The organism is Xenorhabdus indica (genome assembly GCF_014467235.1).
GTDB lineage: Bacteria > Pseudomonadota > Gammaproteobacteria > Enterobacterales > Enterobacteriaceae > Xenorhabdus > Xenorhabdus indica.
This window is the reverse complement of sequence record NZ_NKHP01000001.1, coordinates 210,548-230,762: the sequence shown is the minus strand read 5'-3', so window position 1 is coordinate 230,762 and position 20,215 is coordinate 210,548. Positions and strand designations below refer to the sequence as shown.

The window sequence follows — 20,215 nt, the reverse complement described above, 5'->3', positions numbered from 1 at the left end:
ATTAAGTCCTTGCCGCTAATGCGATCACTTTTTCATAAGCTTGACCACTATAAATTGTATCTAATGCCAGTTGGGCATTTTGCCGTAAGTCTTCGTTTCCATGTATTTTCATTAAGAGAGCAACATTGGCAGCCACCGTATCGGCATGAGCTTTTTCCCCCCGTCCTTGCAGTAATAAACTCAACATATGGCCATTTTCTTGCGGTGTTCCGCCATTCAGCGATGATATCGGATGATTGGGTAGTCCAAAATCTTTCGCTGTTAACTGATATTGAGTAATCTCACCGTGATTAAGTTCAGCAACTTGAGTGGGCGCGTGCAAAGCAACTTCATCCACGCCTCCGCTATGTACCACCACAGCACGTTGATAACCCAATACTTGTAATGTACGCACGATAGGATCTACCAATTCTGGGCTATAAACACCAATTAAGGTGAGAGGCGGTCGGGCAGGGTTGATCAGAGGACCAAGTACATTGAATAAAGTACGGGTTTTCAATTGCTGGCGAACTGTTACTGCATGATGAAATCCACTGTGGTATTGCGGTGCAAACAGAAAACAGATATTAATTTCATCCAGGGCCCGGCGGGATTTTTCAGCGCTGGCATCCAATGCTATACCAAATTCAGCCAGTAAGTCAGATGAACCTGAACGACTGGAAATGCTGCGGTTGCCATGTTTTGCGACTTTAAGGCCGCAGGCGGCGGCAACAAAAGCACTGGCAGTTGAAATATTGATACTGTTTGTACCGTCTCCGCCTGTACCGACAATATCACAAAAGGAATAGTCAGGACGTGGAAACGGAGAAGCATGGGCTAATAGTGCTTGTGCCGCGCCTGCAATTTCCTGCGGCTGTTCGCCCCGCAGTTTCATGCTGATTAAGACAGCAGCTAATTGAGGCTCACTTAATTCACCACAAATAATAGCAGTGAAGAGTTTTTCGCTTTCTTGTTGGGTCAGGGGTTGGGCGCTGAACAATTTTTCGAAAGTTAATTGCATTTTTTTCATCCTCTTCTTTTTATTATCTGTCAAATCTCTTTGGATGCAGCGCCCATACCAGAGTTTGTTCAAGCAACCTGGCTCCTTGCGCTGTCAGGATTGATTCAGGGTGGAACTGGAATCCACAGACTCTGTCGTCATTATGACGTACAGCCATGACTGTCTCGCCACAAGAAGCCGAAACAGTCAGTGTTGCCGGAATGTTAACGCCTGCAAGAGAATGATAACGGGCAACGGAGAGAGGATTAGGCAGATTGGCAAACATGGCTTGTCCATCATGTGTCACCAATGTTGATCTGCCATGCAGAATTTCTTTGGCTACCGAAATATTGCCGCCGTATGTTTCGATAATCGCCTGATGCCCAAGACATATACCAATCACTGGGATTTGCCCAATAACCTGCCTGAGTAATTGTGGCATGCATCCGGCCTCTGACGGTTTTCCTGGGCCAGGGGATAACATCAGCAAGGGGGAATCCATCTTTCCAAGTTGCGCTATTATTGTCTCTGTGGAAACGGTATTACGGTAGATAACAACTTGATGACCACTGGCACGGAGTTGATCCACGAGATTGTAGGTAAAGGAATCTACATTATCGAGCAGAAGAATATTTGCCATTAGAATGCGACCTCCGTATTGTGAGCTTGAGCTATAGCACGAATGACAGCTCTGGATTTATTGAGAGTTTCGGTGACTTCTGCTGCGGGAATGGAATCCAAAACCACGCCGCCACCTACCTGAACGGTGGCTTTACCGTCTTCTACATAGGCAGAGCGAATAACAATGCACGTATCAAAATCACCTTTGCCGGTGAAGTAACCCACTGCGCCGCCATAACTGCCCCGGCGTTCACCTTCATATTGCGCAATAAGTTGCATCGCCCGGACTTTTGGTGCACCTGTCAGCGTTCCCATATTCATACAAGCCTGATAAGCATGAAAGACATCCAAGTCATGGCGAATTGTACCGACAACACGGGAAACAAGGTGCATAACAAACGAATAGCGATCGACTTTAGTTAAATCAGCGACATAGCGACTGCCCGGCTCGCAAATACGGGCTAAATCATTGCGGGCCAAATCAACCAGCATGACATGCTCAGACATCTCTTTGGCATCGGTACGCATTTCTAACTCAATTCGGCTATCGAAATCGGCATCTAACTCGCCATTAGCATTGCGTCCACGGGGACGGGTTCCTGCTATTGGATAAATTTCAACCTGCCGGTTATTAGCATTATATTTCAGGGCACTTTCAGGTGATGCACCAAACAGACAAAAATCCTGATCCTGCATAAAGAACATATAAGGACTGGGATTTTGATTTTTTAAGGTACGATAAGCACTTAATGGGGAAGGGCAGGGTAATGTGAAACGCCGGGATGGCACTACCTGAAATATCTCACCCTGACGAATAAATTGTTGTAATTGCTGAACGATGTCTGCGTACTGTCCATCACTCCGGTTACAGGAAATCTCCATATTAGGTAATGTTGTGGGGATCAATGGCTGACGAGGTTGAGCAATGATGTCAGCCAGTGCAGATAAGCGTTTTTCAAGACGTTGTTTTTCTGTATCTGATGCACCGAATAATGAAGTTTGTAACAAAGTATGCTGGCTTTGATGGTCGATCACCATTAAGGTTTCGGCCAGGTAAAAACAAAAATCAGGGCAGTGTTGAGAAGTTTTGACTTTAGGGAGTGGTTCAAATCCAGCGACTAAATCATAGGCAAATAATCCACCTGCGAAAATGGCTTCAGGGGTTCCTGAAAAAGAAGATAAAGTGGTTAGAACGCGTAATGCGTCAAAAACAGAGTCTGCTTTTAATCGGCTGTCTTCGTCTAAATTTTTCTCAATGATAGGAAATTGTGCCTGAAAGGAATGTGTATCAATACTGATTTGGGCTTTCTCTGACAGTAATTCGGCGAGAACAGGCAGCAAATTCCGGCCATTTTCAGTAAGTGCTGTAAAATTGACCTGTTGCTCACTGGCAGTAATACGTATCGCGCTATCAATGATCAACATACTTTTAAGATCTTTTTTACTGTTTATTTCAGCAGATTCTAGCAATAACGTTGCTGGTCGGTTGTTGCAAAGTTGATTGAAAAGCAGTGTCGGATCAGCCTGATAGACTGTTTCTATTTGATTTATCGAAATATTGAAGTCCTTACCTATCATACCCACCCCCTTTTGTGATCTTTATCTACAGAAAATTGGTATAAAAAAACCCGCTTTTCAGAGCGGGTTATTGGCACTTTGGTTCTCTACTTATGTGCGTCATTCAACCGCCCTGAATGGGAAATTGAGCCACCAACGCATCTTCTGAGTCGTTTTCATCAGTACAGCCATCTTAAGTGCCTTGTTAAGTAGAGTATTAATAAAATGTATTCAAATCAATCTTGCGTACTAGTAAACTGATTCGAGATTCACTTGTCAATAGTCTTTTTAATATATTTTTCTGCTATTGTGTATCGGGTATTGTGTATCGGGCTGTGATTTGAATTTATAACGTATAGTTTATTTTTTATAAGTACAATAGGTTGAGTTTTATCCCACGTGATTCTATTGTGAGTGAATTCTGATGTTTTTCACAAAACAGCATCATTTTTTAATGAGATATTATCTTATGAAAAAAATAAACTTATATGCCATGTTCTTTTTTATTATTTTAATCATTTTTCACAATGCTAGTGCAGTTGAATTAAATAAAGATATTATTATTCCAAATGAAATAAATAATAAAATAAAGAAACCTATGAATACATCTATAATTCCTCCTAGTTATTATTTTAACTTAACTTTTAAAAATGACAGTAAATACGACAAGTTGAATCTTTATCGTACTTATGATCATTGTATGTATAATGCAGGGGAAGAGAGCATTTATTTGCAAGCAGGGGAAGAAGAGACACAACAAGTTGAAATTAAAAACCTCTTTGGCGTGCCACTGTGTACTGGGATTGCTAAAAGCATAGTTTGGACGGCGACAACTTATTTCAATAATAGTCAATATAAACAATGTGTAATTACATTGACTTTTTCTTATAATCCATTTTTTTATATTTCTGGATATGATTGGTATTATCATGTTAATACAGAAAGTGGTTGTGATCTTACAGTCATCCCTGATTGTGGTGGAAATAATTGTTTAAATAACTTTGGAACCCCCATTGCAGATGATTATAATATTACTATTGCAATAAAAGATGATAATAACTGGGAACCTCCATCAATCACTTCACCTAAGCCTAATTCAACCGTAGAAAATAATTATATTACAATTTCAGGTAAAGGCCGTAATCAGGATGGAACTCTTCCTAATATTAACACAAGTTTCAATTCCTATTTTTATGAAGTTCAACCTACAGGAGTTGGTGATAATTGGGAAGGGCAACTCTGGATGCCGTGTGGTATTACCGGTACAGTTATCCTTGAGGGTATCGATAATTCAGGAGTCACATTTAATGGTCCGCCCTGTGGAGAAACCATTACTTCAATGCAGGATGGGCAAACCATTTCTGCCGGAAAATACAGTTTATCGGGCCGGGTGAATAGCGATACGGCTGATGACGCAAAGCGTATACAGGTTCAAATCACGGGTTATAACAGTGATGGGACGATTTATACACCAGCAAAGAGTTATACTCCTGATGTTGATACTGGGACAGGTGAATGGCGTCTGGACGGTTTAGAGGCATTTTGCTCTATTCAATATAAAGCATCTGTATTCAGTTATTCATCAGAATCGCAGGCCACTCATCATTCTTTCTTACCAGAAATACCAGGAAAAGAAGAAGTGAGCTATTCTGTGCAAAATTGCCCTCCAGAAATAACCAGCCCTAAGCCTAATTCAACCGTAGAAAATAATTATATTACAATTTCAGGTAAAGGCCGTAATCAGGATGGAACTCTTCCTAATATTAACACAAGTTTCAATTTCTATTTTTATGAAGTTCAACCTACAGGAGTTGGTGATAATTGGGAAGGGCAACTCTGGATGCCGTGTGGTATTACCGGTACAGTTAGCCTTGAGGGTATCGATAATTCAGGAGTCACATTTAATGGTCCGCCCTGTGGAGAAACCATTACTTCAATGCAGGATGGGCAAACCATTTCTGCCGGAAAATACAGTTTATCGGGCCGGGTGAATAGCGATACGGCTGATGACGCAAAGCGTATACAGGTTCAAATCACGGGTTATAACAGTGATGGGACGATTTATACACCAGCAAAGAGTTATACTCCTGATGTTGATACTGGGACAGGTGAATGGAAACTGGACGGTTTAGAAGCTGTTTGCTTTATTTCTTATAAAGCATTTGTACTCGATCATTCTTCAGAATTGCAGTCCACTCATCAATCTTTTTTACCCAGTGTGCAGGGTAAAAAAGAGGTGAGCTATTCTGCGCAAAATTGCCCTGTAAAGATAACCAAGCCTGAAAATAATGAGCTGATTTCTTCAACGACTCAAGATACACAGAATATTCTGATTGAAGGTCAGGCAGCTAATGGAAGCACGGTCAATATATCATATAAACATAATGATTATGAATCTCCATCATATTCTGTGAGTCCTGATAATAATAATTGGCGTTATGAAATTCAAAGAATGCCCGTAGGTTTTATAATGATAAGAGCAGTTGGCAGAAATATCTCAGGTGAATCTATTCCAAACAACAAAGATGAAGTGAAAATACTCAGTTCTAAAGTTTTTTCTGTAAAAATCAGAAATGATAGTGTTTTCACTGAATTTTATGGGACCTCTATGCCAACTATTAAAGATGATGAAGAAAATTTGATGTCCGGTGTCGAGCTATCTTTTAATAGAGTTGAGTTTCCAGAAGAACCAGAAGAAATTGTATCTGATGAAAATGGCAATTGGACATATGAGTATAAGCATTATGCTAAGAGAGGAGAGTATCTTTTTACTTTCCAAGAAAGTAGCGATAACTATTTTTATCAAAGCAGAGGCGGTAAAACATTTAAATGCATAGGCAGTGATCGCGGAATGAATTGCATTAATAAAAATTAGTTGTGGAATTATATTTAAGGAGCTTGAAATGATTGTTATTAGAGCAGTGTTGATATTACTAATTTTATTCCATTGTAGTAATTCATTTTCTGATAGTTCAATTAAATCGTTACCTTTAAAGGCTATTGCAGGGGGAGAAGAAAGCTGTAAGGATATTAACAGCGATAAATGTAAGTCGTGGGTTGTCAGTATTTATTATGTTGATCAAAAAAACGAAGAAAAGATGTTATGTACCGGTTCGTTGATTGCACCAAACTATGTTCTAACTGCTGCACATTGTGAAGAAGTAGAAGCTAAAAATTATTATGTGATTAGTTCATATGACAAAAATAAAAAAGTCACTGCATCTACCTATAATTTTATAAAGATGGAAATTCCAGGGGCATTTGGACCGGACCCGCATGATGTAGCGATTTTAAAGCTGGATAAACCGTTAGAGTTGGATGGAAAATATGGTCGCATTCGTCGTTTCTTCAATTATGATGAAGCTTATGAAAAATTAGATAGCAGTTACTACCAATCTTCTATTTATGGCTATGGTTATAGAGGAATTGATGAAACAACAGGCGAGCCGAAAAAGAATAGCGACAATGCTCAGTATTATGCTGATGTTAAGATTATTTCTCCAGCTCGTGATTTTTTTAATAACCAAGGGCTAGTTATAGCAAAAAATAAAAAGGCAGGTTTAAAACCAGGTGTTATACAGCATGGAGATTCTGGTGGTCCGATTATTTGGAACGATACAATTGTTGGGGTATCATCCTTTGGATTTGAGGTACCTAGTGTAAAACAAAAAACTGATGATAAGCGTGATTATCCTTTTTTTGTCGTTTCAGATGTTACTGGCAAGTATAATAAAATCGGTTTTATCGATAAATTTTTTCCTGGCAAGTGGTTTTCTCAGACAATGAAGCAGATCTGGATTGATACCCCAGATTGGAATGCTCATTTAAGAAAGCGGGATGGAGATATTCTTGTTAAGGGTTGGGGAAGGCCAAAAAGTGCAATAGAATTAATTTATTCTATCAATGATGGAGCAAAAAAATCTTTTAAATGTAAAGATATTGTTGATAATAGTGGAGAGTGGAAATGTCACATCCCGAATAATGACTTTTTCACTGAGAAAATGAATAAAGAAGAAGGACATAATGTCATTATTACAGCTAAGGAATCATCAGATAATTTATCAAAAAGTGTATCGTGGAGAGAAGATAGCGTACAAGCAAAAATACCTTCTATTGCAAAAGAGTTTGGTATTGTTTACCCAGCAGATAAATCAACTGTATTTACGAAGAATTTTACCATACGTGGTTATGCTGATCCTGGGTCAGCAGTTGAACTTGAATTGCAATCTACTGTAAGTGATGATGATTACTATACACAAGACGAACTATGTAAGGGAATAACTGATGGAAAAACAATAGAAACAACAGATTATGGTTTCTGGTCATGTACTATAAATTACTCAGCTATTGAAGAAATAGAAGATCCTAGTGGTGAAACAGAATGGAATTATAAAATAACAGCGATTCAAAAAACTAATAATTTAAATATTTATGATCAAGTTAATATACTGTTTCAACCTGAAGAGAGTAACAGCCCAAATATTAAACTAATTAAAGATAACTTATACAGTAACTATAGTAAAATGTTACCTTTTGATTTAGGGCTAGATAATAAAGCCAGTTTTTTTTGTTTTTTTAATCAGTCATATTTATATTGTAATGATGTTAATGATAAGATAAGTAGAGTTTATCTTCCTAATAAGAAAATAGATGGATTAAATGCCGGGTTACGGCAATTCAATATTTTTGCAATACAAAAAATTGAGCATGTTGACCCGCTTGATCCAATCTTATGGAATAAATCGAGTGAATTAGGAGGGTATTTAAGCCCGACGTTTAAGGATAAAAATGATATTAATAATCCGAGAGAGATAAACTCTAAAGAACAACAAGATCAGATATTTTCTGGTTATGGTGGTGATAGGCAGAAATATATTTGGCCAAATGGTGATGTAATTTTACCATCAGAGTATTCCATAAAAATTAAAGAAGAGGATAAAAATACTTTTTCTCCGGTAAAATTAGGTGAGCATCGGTTCTTTTCTTCTATTCCAATCTATTCTGGGCAAAACAATCATCCTGTTTGGGAAATTTCTCTTCCATATTATTCATTAAAAGATGGACTTTACTATGTTGAAGTCGCGGATAAATATTATCCATTGGGGTTGGAAAAGTTTAAAAAATATTGGGGTGGTTCACCTCCTGAAAGAAGCTATTTCCGAATAATAACTCCTGAAATTAAGATTACAACTCCCTTTACGGGTGAAACAAGCACAGTGGGTACTTCAAGTTTTCTATCGGGTAGTTCTAATGTTCCCGGAGATGAAGTTGATGTTAAAAGGCGCAGAATAGACCCTTTTTCACCAAAGTTGGAGGGAGGCAATCAAGGACTTGTTAAAGAGACTTCTATCTGTACAGGTGCTGTGGTTAGTGACAATGGTAACTGGCAGTGTGACAGACCAATCATTTTTACTAAGGGGACTTATGAACTCACTGCTGAATTAATCAAAGAAGGCAAAGTGGTTGCCACAGATGTTACACGTTTTACTGTTAAAGATAAAAATGACGACGACGATAACCCCGAAAAAAAACTTGAAATCGATAATCCTAAGGATAATTCAACGGTTGATCCGGATAACCCAATCCGTCTTTCTGGTAAATACGGTGGTTCTGGAGGTAGTGGAGGCGGCGGATTTGGTGGTTTTTTAAGCAGTTTGGCCGGGGCCGTTTTTGGGGGTGTTGAATCTTTGGTTGGTTCTGCCCTTAGCAGTGGTCTTGGCTTCTTTTGGGAGTTTACGATCATGCCTGGGGCTATTTTAGGTGGAGATACTTATACCTTGGGGATACAGGAAACTAAAAATGGGGTACACGTTGGAGATCCTGTCACTTTGCATTTTACTATCCCTATACGTATCACATCTCCTGCCAAGGGAGCGCAATATCGTTTGTACGACGGGATTACCATTGAAGGTCAGGGAACTCCTGGTCAGCTGGTTCTTGTCGCCGCGGCGAAAGAGTTTCTGCCACAAGGGATGACATTACCGATGTCTAATGAGGGAATAATTTGTTTCGTCACGGTTGATTCAAGTGGAAAATGGGCCTGTTCTCATCAACCTGCATTGACGGCGATTAATGAAGGGGTATTTTCTCTTTATGCAGCTCAGTATAAAAAAATAAGTTCGACGGAGTTTGGCGGGACTTATGAAAGAACTTCGCAAGTGACGCGTAAGTACGAAGTCAGCAAAACAAAAATACAGATCACTCTCCCTTCTCACGGCGCAAAGATAACGACGCTGCCTTTTACTATTACAGGTACGGGAGAAAAAGGAGCTAAGGTATACATCAAGGGGTTTGGAGGTACTAAAGATTGTAATACCGAAGTTGACGCATCGGGTAAATGGTCTTGTGGACCTTATCAGCCGGAAGAGGGAAAATATTCTGTTGTAGCAGAGCAGTTTATTGATAATACATTGAACTCAAGTTCATCTGTTTCTTTTGAAATACAAACCAAAACCATTAAGCCGGTGGTTATCACACAACCACACAACGGCGGAGTGTATCAGCATCTCGAAAACATTCTGCCTAAAGGCACCGGAGAGCCGGGAACAGTAGTGTGTTTGGACAAAAAAGCGTTGTCACAGATCTGTCAGAATGGCGTTACAGTGGATGATAAAGGGCATTGGGAATGGATTGATGGTTTGGATACCTCCGTCAGAGGAGAGCAAAAACTGGTTGCTACAGCCTTTTTGGACAAGGTAAGGCAATCCACAGCGAAAGTGACATTTGAGATAATTCCTGCTCCCGGAGAAATCAAGCTAACAGTGAAATCCCCTAAGGAAGCTGAAATTATAAAAACACCTGCATATACCTTTAGTGGCACGATGCCGGGTAATGCAAAAACCGTTACGGTAAAAGCATTCGGCGGGCATGATGATTGCTCTGCGAAGCTCAATAGGGAAAATTACACTTGGACATGTGGGCCTTATAGTTCTGTGCCGGGGGATTACGATGTGACAATCGTGGATGATGCAGGCTCTCAGATTAACAGAAGTTTTAAAGTGCGTTATGGGGCTAATTTACAAATGCGTGTGCTTAAGCCTGCGGAAGGGGAACAAATTGCGACGCCGACGTATACCATCAATGGTAAAGGGCAGGTGGGGGCTCGTATCACAGTTTCTCTTGCCGGTAAGCAAATCTGCGAAGTTGATGTGGATGAAAATCAGGATTGGGTTTGTCCTGACGAAATCGAATCCAAACCGGGAGATTATAGGATCTTGGCGCAGCAATGGGTAGATAATGAGCCTTCAGGAAAGCCAGTAACCCGCAATTTTGAAGTGATTTACATATCGGATATTACCATTAATCCTATAGCTAAGCCGATCTGTACAGCTTCAAGTGCAAGTAAAATTGCAAAATCATCAGAGGAATTTACTCCCATGATGAAAAGTAATGAGACTATTTCTATTCCTATTACGGGAATAGCAACAAAAGGTGCTTATATTTCTTTGAAAGCTACCCCTGCAAATGGAGATTCTCAGAACTGTGGCCCTGTACAGGTTTCAAAAACGGATGGTAACTGGCGTTGTAGTCTACATAATGTACAGCCGGGAATATATCAGGTAGAAGCCACACAATCTATTACGGTTAATGGTCAGCTTCATAAAAGAATGAAAGAAGATAATGTTGATGCGTCTGTTTTGAGTATTTCAGCACCGCCAGAAGGGAGTATTAAAGTTTCATATCATCCTCCAATTGATGTGAAAGTAACGGGAGATGCACTACCGAAAATGAAAGTTTCATATAACGTTCAGAATGATGAGGATTTTTTTTGTTATAGTATTCTTTTACCTAAAGTCCCTTTTCCATCTGGAGATACTAAAAAAGGAAGTATAGTGGCTGATGATCAGGGATACTGGAGTTTTGACGCAAAACTTAGTCAATTTGGAAAACAAAATATAACGGTTTCTGCACAATTTTGTGGGCAATTCATTCAGGTTGAAAGAAAATTTTGTTATCACCCATATATGAGATGAATATTTCATCTTTTGATTTGGATTTATACCAATCTAACTTCAAGATGCGTGTGATTTCTCCCCGCGAAGCGGGGAGAAATCAGGTTTCATATAGTGTTGTAAATTGCAACTTGAAGTTTAATGAGTATATAAGAAATAAAAATAACCAATAGTCATGTAGTTCCAACCCTATCTTCTAGATTATGATTGTCATTTGGTACTTAATCATAGATAGATAGGGTTTCAATTTTTTTTCCAATCAATAATGAAATCTATTCAGGAATTAACCCCTTTAATTCCACCTACTGTGTTATCATTCTTGCTTCGTGCTTGATATCACGTGATAGATAGTTTTCTTGTTTCCCACCCAACAAAACAGGTAAAAACAATGGCTGAAGCCGCCAGTGAAATGATAAGGCGCTATGATCTGCATAGCCATACGACTGCTTCAGATGGCGTTTTATCACCTGAACAGCTCGTGGGCAGAGCGATTTCCATGGGTATTGATGTATTGGCAATCACTGATCACGATACGACAGAGGGTATTTCACCTGCCTTAAACTATATTCAGCAAAATAATTTGTCATTGACGTTAATATCCGGCGTTGAAATTTCGACGTTATGGCAAAATCTGGAAATTCATATCGTTGGCTTAAATATTGATATCAAATCCGTTTCCTTAAGAAAATTTCTGGCTAATCAGGTTGATTTAAGGAAACAGCGTGGCATTGAAATCGGGCGTCGGTTAGCTAAAGCAGGTATTCCCGATGCGTGGGAAGGAGCATCCCGGTTAGCTAATGGCGGGCAGGTCACTCGCGGGCATTTTGCCCGTTATCTGATTGAGGCGGGAGTTGAGCCGATGATCCAGAAAGTTTTCAAAAAATATCTGGCAAAGGGAAAAATCGGTTATGTTCCACCCCAATGGTGTTCAATCGAGCAGGCTATTGAAACCATTCACCAGGCAGGGGGACAGGCTGTTATTGCTCATCCCGGCAGATATGGTTTGTCAATGAAATGGCTAAAACGCTTAATAGCCTGGTTTCAACAACATGGCGGTGATGCAATGGAAGTTGCGCAATGTCAACAAGCACCTAATGAAAGGCAACAACTTGGTCAACTGGCGAGAGAATATGGGCTGAAAGTATCATTAGGATCGGATTTTCACCAACCTTGTTCATGGATAGAACTCGGTCGTAATTTGTGGTTACCCGGTGATGTTGTACCAATATGGTACGACTGGTCACGGCTTGGGGCTGCATAGAACTTAACGCTGCTGGAACTTAAAGCTGTATAGAAGTAGAGGTTATCATTATGAGCCAGTTTTTTTATATCCACCCTGATAATCCACAAGCCCGTCTTATTGAGCAAAGTGTAGGGATGCTGAAAAAGGGGGGAGTTGTTATTTATCCTACTGATTCAGGCTATGCCATTGGTTGTTGCCTTGAAAATAAGGATGCCATGACCCGTATATGCCGTATCCGTCAATTGGATGGACGGCACAACTTTACATTGATGTGTCGTGATCTGTCAGAGATCTCAACGTATGCCCATGTGGACAATCAGGCGTTCCGGTTAATCAAGAATAATACTCCCGGTAATTACACTTTTATTTTACAGGCAACAAAAGAAGTCCCTCGTCGTTTAATGAACGAGAAACGTAAAACTATTGGTTTGCGCGTCCCGTCCAATCCTATTGCTCTGGCGTTATTGGAAGCAATGCGTGAGCCTTTGATGTCATGCAGCCTGATTTTGCCGGGCAATGATTTTGCCGAGTCTGATCCGGAAGAGATCAAAGATACTTTGAGTAAACAAGTTGATTTAATCATTCACGGTGGCTATCTTGGGCAGCAACCGACAACGGTAGTGGATTTAACCGGGGATTCACCAGTGGTTCTTCGTGAAGGCGAAGGTGATGTGACCCCTTTTTTATAAGATGAAGTTTGAAGTTCCCACTTTTTTATTTTTTTATCATACGACGCCTGTGAAGGCGACAGCAGAGGTTGCTCAATGAGCGATAAAACAGAAAAGTTACAAAAAATTCTTGCGCGTGCTGGTCACGGTTCACGCCGTGAAATTGAAGGATATATTCAACAGGGGCGCATTAGTGTTGATGGTAAGATCGCAACGTTGGGTGATCGAATCGAAGTTAAACCTTCCACCAAAATCCGCTTTGACGGGCGGATTTTAAATATCAAAGAGCCGCAAAAAACAGTTTGTCGGGTCTTGGCTTATTATAAACCAGAAGGTGAATTGTGCACCCGACATGATCCTGAAGGGCGTCCGACGGTGTTTGACCGCTTGCCGAAAATGCAGGATGCTCGCTGGATTGCTGTGGGACGTCTGGATATCAATACTTGTGGCCTGTTGTTGTTTACGACAGATGGTGAACTGGCAAACCGTCTGATGCATCCGAGCCGTGAAGTTGAACGTGAATATGCTGTTCGCGTTTTTGGTGAAGTGGACGACGCTAAATTGCGTCAGTTGAAACAAGGCGTACAACTGGAAGATGGCCCTGCTTCATTCAAAACTATCTCGTTTAAAGGTGGAGAAGGGATTAACCAATGGTACAACGTCACATTGACAGAAGGACGCAACCGTGAAGTCAGGCGCTTGTGGGAAGCCGTTGGCGTGCAGGTCAGTCGTCTGATCCGTGTCCGTTACGGTGATATTAACTTGCCGAAAGGCTTACCTCGTGGCGGTTGGGCTGAATTAGGGCTGGAGCAGACTAACTATTTACGTGAGTTGGTTGGCCTAAATGAAGAAACCGTATCTAAAGTTGCGGTTGAACGTGAACAACGTCGTATCAAAGCCAATCAGATCCGTCGTGCAGTAAGGCGGCATGCTCAGGTGACTTCCCGCCCCGCCGGAAAACGCCCAGCAAGCAGCTCTCGCCAAAATACGGGAAGAAAAACGACGCTTAAAGGCCGTTAATTTTCTCAGGCCGCTATTTCAGTTGAATAAAGCAGTTGAGTTAACTCTATAGTTGGTAAACATTTTTTCGCTGAATATTATTTACTGGACAATGTTTATTGAATATTGAGTCACTGATCTTTGAAATAGCGGCTTTCATTAGTTTGTTTTTCAATCAATGTATTACTAATCAATACATTACCAATCAATGCCCTTTTGCGCTTTAATGCCGTTCTCAAATGCATGTTTGATTGGTCGCATCTCTGTAACTGTATCCGCAAATTCACGCAGCTCACGATGACAACCTCGTCCGGTAATAATGACGGACTGATTGGCAGGGCGCTGTTTAAGGGCTGTGAGAACATCGGTCAGTTCCAGATAACCGTAGTTGACCATATATGTCAGTTCATCAAGCACAACAAGCTGGATTGCAGGATCGGATAACAGCGTCAAGGCATGTTGCCACACAGACTGGCAAGCCGCGATGTCAGCTTCACGATTTTGTGTTTCCCATGTAAACCCGGTTCCCATAACATGAAATTCAACACCGTGCTGTATCAATAGATTCTTTTCTCCGTTTTCCCATGTTCCTTTGATGAATTGGATCACGCCAGCACGTTGCCCATGACCAATAGCACGGGTAACAGTGCCAAATGCAGCAGTTGTTTTCCCTTTGCCATTTCCGGTGAAGATCATGACAATGCCTCGTTCTTGTTGCGCTGCTTCAATGCGGGCATCAACTTTCTCTTTCAGACGTTGTTGTCTCTTTTGGTACTGGCTGTTATCTCTTGTCATTATTCGGTTTGCCCTGCCTTACGGCCCGGTTGAGCATCAAAACTAATGCCTGAATCATGCAAACTGTCCTCTCCCATCAGGTAAAGATACGCTGGCATAATATCGGCGGGTGTCTTTAACTTCGCCACATTCTCATCAGGAAATGCACTGGCACGCATAGCGGTTCGCGTTCCACCCGGATTAATGCAATTGACCCGCAGAGGGGTATCCTGATATTCCTCTGCCAGAACCTGCATTAAACCTTCTGTAGCAAATTTGGAAACAGAATAAGCGCCCCAGTTACTTCTTCCTTCACGCCCCACACTGGAACTGGTAAATACCAAAGAACCATTGGGAGATTTCAGTAACAATGGGATCAAAACCTGAGTCAGCATGAAAGTGGCATTTACATTCACTTGCATAACATCATGCCAAAGTTGAACGGGTTGGTCTGTGATGGGAGCAACAACACCTAACAAACCAGCGTTATGTAACACGCCATCCAGACGAGGATAATGTAGTGCCAGTTCATCGGCAAAAGTCTGGTACTCTTCAGCAGTCACAGTTAAAAGATCCATTGTATAAACGGCAGCAGGTAAACCGCCTTCATATTCGATCTGCTGTTTAACTGCTTCCAGTTTTGCAGTTGTGCGCCCAAGCAAAATAACCTGTGCGCCGTAGCGGGCATAAGTTAATGCCGCTTCACGACCAATACCATCACCAGCACCAGTAACTAAAATGATTTTTTGTTGCAGCAGGTTATTATTGGGTTGGTAATCTAACATCTGACTATTTTCCATAAACTGTTTTAAATCTGAAAGTGACATAAACAATTTGTCATCACAACAAAACTTAATGCTCCCGTCAAATTGACAAAAGACTGTATGCCTTTTATCTGTATGTGCTTTTATGAGCGATACTAATGAATGGTTTTGATGGAATAACTTTGATAGAACGAATAGCTTTGATGAAAAATAGCTTTGATGAAATCGAGAAAAGTAAACTGTTAGAGCGCTATCTCAGGTTTTTAGTTAAAATGAAGCGTATTGTTCATCATAAATAATGAAGAAAGGTGGATCTGTGGAGTATTTTTCTCTATACGGACTGTTCTTGGCCAAAGTAGTGACTATAGTCTTGGCAGTCGTCATTTTGGCAGTATTTTGTATTGGAGTCAGTGTGCGTAAGACGATGCAAAAAGGAGAATTACGGCTGACCAATCTTGGTGAGTCATATAAGGAAAAGCAGCGTCAGATGCAGCAGGCTCGAATGAGTGAAGCAGAACAAAAAATCTGGCAGAAGGAGTTGAAAAAACAGCAGAAAGAGGAGGCTAAACAGAAAAAGGCCGCTGCTAAAGCTGGTCAGAAAGGTTCACTGAAACCTAGCCTTTATGTTGTTGATTTCAAAGGCAGTATGGATGCGCATGAGGTGGATTCTCTGCGTGAAGAGATTAGTGCTATCCTGGCTGTGGCTGACAGCAAAGATGAAGTTCTTCTGCGTTTGGAAAGCCCTGGAGGAATGGTGCATGGTTATGGGCTTGCCGCATCTCAGTTAGCTCGCCTAAAACAAAAAGGTATACGTCTGACGATCTCTGTAGATAAGGTCGCAGCAAGTGGTGGTTATATGATGGCTTGTGTGGCTGATCGCATAATTGCCGCACCTTTTGCTATCATCGGTTCAATTGGCGTAGTGGCACAGTTGCCAAATATCCATCGATTGCTCAAGAAAAATGATATTGACATCGAACTTCATACTGCCGGGGAGTACAAGCGTACTCTGACTCTATTAGGTGAAAATACAGAGCAAGGACGGCAGAAATTTCAAGAAGATCTGAATGAAACTCATAAGTTATTTAAATCATTTATTCAGCAACATCGTCCTGCTCTGGATGTAGAAAAAGTGGCAACTGGTGAATATTGGTATGGTACACAGGCAAAAGAGCATAGTTTGATTGATGAAATCGGTGTCAGTGATGATTTTCTGATTGCACAAATTGAACACTATGAAGTTATTGGTGTCAATTACTCTCGTCGTAAACGAGTAGTCGAGCGTTTCATGGGAAGTGCAATGGAGAATGTTGATAAATTGTTTATGCGCTGGTGGCAAAGAGGCCAAAAACCGCTGCTTTGACAGTGAATTGACAGTAAAAAATTAGAACAGTAAAAACGCGCAGTAAGCGCCAGCAGATATGGCGGATAATATGATGGCTTATGCTTCTATTATCCGCATTATTTTTCATAAAATCAGTGCAAGACTTTTTTGTACCACACTTAATTAGCCGGGATTGTTTCAGTTTGCATCTATTGTGCTTCTCAAAAAAATAAGTTGTTGCGCATCGTTTTTTATCAGGTAGAGTGTGGGCTTTTCGTCATGCGGATGGAAGATTTTGTTTACAACGGTGAAACCATACCATTGTATGATATGCGTTTGTGTATAAAATACCTCATATATTTCAAGGGGTTTGGCAATAAAATTAAAGCCAAAGATAAAAATTAGTTGATATCTTGCGAATCTATCGCAATATAAAAAGAGATCTATTTTATATACCGCAACGCAATATAACTCCGTAATTTTCGCCATCTGAAAAGAAGATAATTAGGTAAAGGTAACTATGGGTAAAGCTCTTGTTATAGTGGAGTCCCCGGCAAAAGCCAAAACAATCAATAAATATCTGGGGAATGACTACGTTGTGAAATCCAGTGTAGGCCATATCCGTGATTTGCCGACCAGTGGTGCGGCAAGTCAAAAGAGTTCGAACTCATCTACCGATAAGAATAAAAAGAAAACCAAAAAAGATGAGAAAACAGCACTGGTTAGCCGAATGGGAGTCGATCCCTATCATGGTTGGGTAGCGAATTATCAAATTTTGCCCGGCAAAGAGAAAGTGGTGGCAGAGCTGAAAACGCTGGCTGAAAAAGCCGCGCATATCTATCTTGCAACGGACCTTGACCGCGAAGGAGAAGCTATTGCATGGCACTTGCGGGAAGTGATCGGTGGAGATGACACGCGTTTCAGCCGCGTTGTATTTAATGAGATTACAAAGAATGCCATCACGCAGGCTTTTGATAAACCGGGTGAGTTGAATCTTGATCGTGTTAACGCCCAACAGGCACGTCGTTTTATGGATCGTGTAGTTGGTTATATGGTTTCACCGCTACTATGGAAAAAAGTTGCCAGAGGATTGTCTGCCGGGCGGGTTCAATCCGTAGCGGTCCGGCTTGTTGTTGAACGGGAACGTGAAATCAAAGCCTTTGTTCCTGAGGAATACTGGCAGATATATGCGGATTTAATGGCTAAAGGAGACGTTGAGCTCCATATGGAAGTTACCCATAAAGAGGGGAAACCATTCAAGCCAGTTAATGCGGAGCAGGCACAAGCTGCGGTGTCTCTGCTTGAAAAAGCCAGATATAAAGTCATCGATCGCGAAGACCGCCCAACTTCAAGTAAACCGAGTGCGCCATTTATTACTTCTACCTTGCAGCAGGCTGCCAGCACCAGACTAAGTTTTGGTGTTAAGAAGACCATGACAATGGCGCAAAAATTATATGAAGCAGGTCACATTACTTATATGCGTACTGACTCAACTAATTTAAGTCAGGATGCTTTGAGTATGGTTCGCGGTTACATTCGTGACAACTTCGGTGACAAGTACCTGCCTAAAGAGGCTAATGTCTATAGCAGCAAAGAGAATTCGCAAGAAGCTCATGAAGCTATCCGGCCTTCCAATGTTGATGTCATGGCTGAAGCACTGAAAGACATGGAAGCTGATGCTCAGAAATTGTATCAGCTTATTTGGCGTCAGTTTATTGCCTGTCAGATGACACCTGCGAAATACGATTCGACTACGCTGACCGTTCAGGCCGGTGATTTTGAATTGCGGGCTAAAGGCCGCACTTTGCGTTTTGACGGCTGGACAAAAGTCATGCCAGTTTTACGTAAAGGGGACGATGATCGTACATTGCCTGTTGTGGAAGCAGGCACTGATCTTGATTTACAAAAGTTGCTGCCAAGTCAGCACTTCACTAAACCACCCGCGCGTTTCAGTGAGGCCTCTCTGGTCAAAGAGTTAGAAAAACGTGGTATTGGCCGCCCATCAACTTATGCATCAATTATTTCCACTATCCAGGATCGTGGTTATGTGCGGGTTGAAAACCGCCGCTTCTATGCGGAAAAAATGGGTGAAATTGTCAATGATCGTTTGGAAGAGAATTTCAACGAATTGATGAGCTATGATTTTACAGCAAGAATGGAAGATCAGCTTGACCACGTTGCGAATGATCAAGCGGACTGGAAAGGGGTGCTGGATGAGTTTTTCATCAATTTTAGTTTGCAATTGGACGTTGCCAGCAAAGACCCAGAAGAGGGCGGAATGCGCCCGAATCCAATGGTTATCACCTCTATTGAATGTCCGACTTGTAGCCGCCCAATGGGTATCCGCACGGCCACTACAGGCGTATTTCTTGGTTGTTCAGGTTATGCACTGTCTCCAAAAGAGCGTTGCAAACAAACCATTAACTTGATCCCGGAAAATGAAATACTGAACATCCTTGAAGGGGATGATGCGGAAACTAATGCGCTGCGTGCCCGTCGTCGTTGTAGCAAATGTGGGACGGCGATGGATAGCTATCTAATTGATATTCAGCGTAAATTACATGTTTGTGGTAATAACCCTGCGTGTGATGGTTATGAAGTAGAAAACGGCGAATTCCGTATCAAAGGTTATGATGGGCCTATTGTCGAATGTGATAAATGTGGTTCAGAAATGCACCTGAAAATGGGTCGTTTCGGTAAATATATGGGATGTACAAACGAAGAGTGTAAAAATACCCGTAAAATCCTTCGTAACGGGGAAGTTGCACCACCGAAAGAAGATCCCGTTTATTTACCTGAATTGCCATGTGAAAAATCTGATGCCTATTTTGTCCTGCGTGACGGTGCTGCTGGTGTATTTTTAGCTGCCAGCACATTCCCGAAATCACGTGAAACACGTGCTCCTTTAGTTGAAGAGCTTGTGCGGTTTAAAGAGCGTCTGCCGGAGAAACTGCGTTATCTGGCGGAAGCACCTGTGGCAGATCCTGAAGGCAATAAGACTATTGTACGTTTTAGCCGTAAGACGAAACAACAATATGTTTCCTCAGAGAAGAATGGTAAAGCGACCGGATGGACAGCATTTTTTGTTGATGGTGCCTGGGTAGTTAAAGAGAAATAATGATTCTGATGCTGGATTTTCAGTCAGCGCATTGAAATATAATCAGATAGATATTTCTTTTTTTACTTAAAGTATAATTTTTATTTCTGAAAAGCCAGTTTTTGGGACTGGCTTTTTTTGTTTTTATCTAGAATAAAAGCATAATATTTCAGCAACATGTGCTCAATAATCGTTATTGACCCTAATTATTTGTTATATATATATACAGCAAGTGTT

The 20,215-nt window shown here is 41.1% G+C and carries 12 protein-coding genes and 1 other annotated feature; of the genes, 7 read left to right on the top strand and 5 right to left on the bottom strand.

Annotated elements, in window-relative coordinates:
• Nucleotide 1: 1 nt before the first annotated feature.
• From trpD to Xind_RS00705, 3 genes are read right to left on the bottom strand one after another with little or no spacing between them, the layout of a single operon-like run.
• On the bottom strand, nucleotides 2-1,000 hold the full coding sequence (gene trpD / locus Xind_RS00715; RefSeq protein WP_047686081.1) for an anthranilate phosphoribosyltransferase: 999 nt from the start codon (nucleotides 998-1,000) through the stop codon (nucleotides 2-4).
• A 22-nt stretch (nucleotides 1,001-1,022) separates the two neighbouring features.
• Entirely contained in the window at nucleotides 1,023-1,619 is a 597-nt protein-coding gene (locus Xind_RS00710; protein ID WP_047686083.1) for a glutamine amidotransferase-related protein, read from the bottom strand.
• A complete protein-coding gene (locus tag Xind_RS00705) occupies nucleotides 1,619-3,178 on the bottom strand; it encodes an anthranilate synthase component 1 (protein ID WP_187649265.1) in 1,560 nt (519 codons plus the stop codon). The genes Xind_RS00710 and Xind_RS00705 overlap by 1 nt, the downstream gene beginning before the upstream one ends.
• A gap of 40 nt (nucleotides 3,179-3,218) precedes the next feature.
• Nucleotides 3,219-3,319: a sequence feature (Trp leader region), on the bottom strand.
• Nucleotides 3,320-3,626: 307 nt separating this feature from the next.
• On the opposite strand from Xind_RS00705, the gene Xind_RS00700 reads away from it, so the two are divergent.
• The 5 genes from Xind_RS00700 (at nucleotide 3,627) to rluB (ending at nucleotide 14,040) form a co-directional block, all read left to right on the top strand.
• A complete protein-coding gene (locus Xind_RS00700) occupies nucleotides 3,627-6,032 on the top strand; it encodes a hypothetical protein (RefSeq protein WP_187649264.1) in 2,406 nt (801 codons plus the stop codon).
• A 28-nt stretch (nucleotides 6,033-6,060) separates the two neighbouring features.
• Nucleotides 6,061-11,130: a trypsin-like serine protease gene (locus Xind_RS00695; RefSeq protein WP_187649263.1), complete on the top strand. Its 5,070-nt coding sequence runs from the start codon at nucleotides 6,061-6,063 to the stop codon at nucleotides 11,128-11,130.
• Nucleotides 11,131-11,497: 367 nt separating this feature from the next.
• Entirely contained in the window at nucleotides 11,498-12,370 is an 873-nt protein-coding gene (gene rnm / locus Xind_RS00690) for an RNase RNM (protein WP_047678162.1), read from the top strand.
• A 50-nt stretch (nucleotides 12,371-12,420) separates the two neighbouring features.
• Nucleotides 12,421-13,041 (top strand): L-threonylcarbamoyladenylate synthase, encoded by a 621-nt coding sequence (locus tag Xind_RS00685; RefSeq protein ID WP_047678160.1) that lies wholly within the window; start codon nucleotides 12,421-12,423, stop codon nucleotides 13,039-13,041.
• A gap of 75 nt (nucleotides 13,042-13,116) precedes the next feature.
• Nucleotides 13,117-14,040 carry a 23S rRNA pseudouridine(2605) synthase RluB gene (gene rluB / locus Xind_RS00680; protein WP_047678157.1) on the top strand — a complete coding sequence of 308 codons (924 nt, stop codon included), beginning with the start codon at nucleotides 13,117-13,119 and terminating at the stop codon, nucleotides 14,038-14,040.
• 177 nt (nucleotides 14,041-14,217) lie between these two features.
• On the opposite strand, the gene cobO is transcribed toward rluB, so the two are convergent.
• Nucleotides 14,218-14,814 (bottom strand): cob(I)yrinic acid a,c-diamide adenosyltransferase, encoded by a 597-nt coding sequence (gene cobO, locus Xind_RS00675; protein ID WP_047678154.1) that lies wholly within the window; start codon nucleotides 14,812-14,814, stop codon nucleotides 14,218-14,220.
• Nucleotides 14,814-15,578, bottom strand: coding sequence for a YciK family oxidoreductase (locus tag Xind_RS00670; RefSeq protein ID WP_047678179.1), 765 nt, complete (start codon nucleotides 15,576-15,578; stop codon nucleotides 14,814-14,816). Before Xind_RS00670 ends, cobO begins: the two co-directional genes overlap by 1 nt.
• A 295-nt stretch (nucleotides 15,579-15,873) precedes the next feature.
• Here Xind_RS00670 and sohB point away from each other — a divergent pair, with 295 nt between their 5' ends.
• Both sohB and topA read left to right on the top strand, forming a co-directional pair.
• Nucleotides 15,874-16,920, top strand: a complete 1,047-nt coding sequence (sohB, locus tag Xind_RS00665) for a protease SohB (protein ID WP_187649262.1) — start codon at nucleotides 15,874-15,876, stop codon at nucleotides 16,918-16,920.
• 481 nt (nucleotides 16,921-17,401) lie between these two features.
• Entirely contained in the window at nucleotides 17,402-19,999 is a 2,598-nt protein-coding gene (gene topA / locus Xind_RS00660) for a type I DNA topoisomerase (protein WP_187649261.1), read from the top strand.
• The last annotated feature ends 216 nt before the right edge of the window (nucleotides 20,000-20,215 follow it).

Excerpts from the sequence above, each read along its gene's own strand:
- trpD (WP_047686081.1), bottom strand. The coding sequence starts at position 1,000 with ATGCAATTAACTTTCGAAAAATTGTTCAGCGCCCAACCCCTGACCCAA.
- Xind_RS00670 (WP_047678179.1), bottom strand. The coding sequence starts at position 15,578 with ATGTTAGATTACCAACCCAATAATAACCTGCTGCAACAAAAAATCATT.
- Xind_RS00695 (WP_187649263.1), top strand. The coding sequence starts at position 6,061 with ATGATTGTTATTAGAGCAGTGTTGATATTACTAATTTTATTCCATTGT.
- Xind_RS00710 (WP_047686083.1), bottom strand. The coding sequence starts at position 1,619 with ATGGCAAATATTCTTCTGCTCGATAATGTAGATTCCTTTACCTACAAT.
- Xind_RS00700 (WP_187649264.1), top strand. The coding sequence starts at position 3,627 with ATGAAAAAAATAAACTTATATGCCATGTTCTTTTTTATTATTTTAATC.
- rluB (WP_047678157.1), top strand. The coding sequence starts at position 13,117 with ATGAGCGATAAAACAGAAAAGTTACAAAAAATTCTTGCGCGTGCTGGT.
- rnm (WP_047678162.1), top strand. The coding sequence starts at position 11,498 with ATGGCTGAAGCCGCCAGTGAAATGATAAGGCGCTATGATCTGCATAGC.
- Xind_RS00685 (WP_047678160.1), top strand. The coding sequence starts at position 12,421 with ATGAGCCAGTTTTTTTATATCCACCCTGATAATCCACAAGCCCGTCTT.
- cobO (WP_047678154.1), bottom strand. The coding sequence starts at position 14,814 with ATGACAAGAGATAACAGCCAGTACCAAAAGAGACAACAACGTCTGAAA.
- topA (WP_187649261.1), top strand. The coding sequence starts at position 17,402 with ATGGGTAAAGCTCTTGTTATAGTGGAGTCCCCGGCAAAAGCCAAAACA.
- Xind_RS00705 (WP_187649265.1), bottom strand. The coding sequence starts at position 3,178 with ATGATAGGTAAGGACTTCAATATTTCGATAAATCAAATAGAAACAGTC.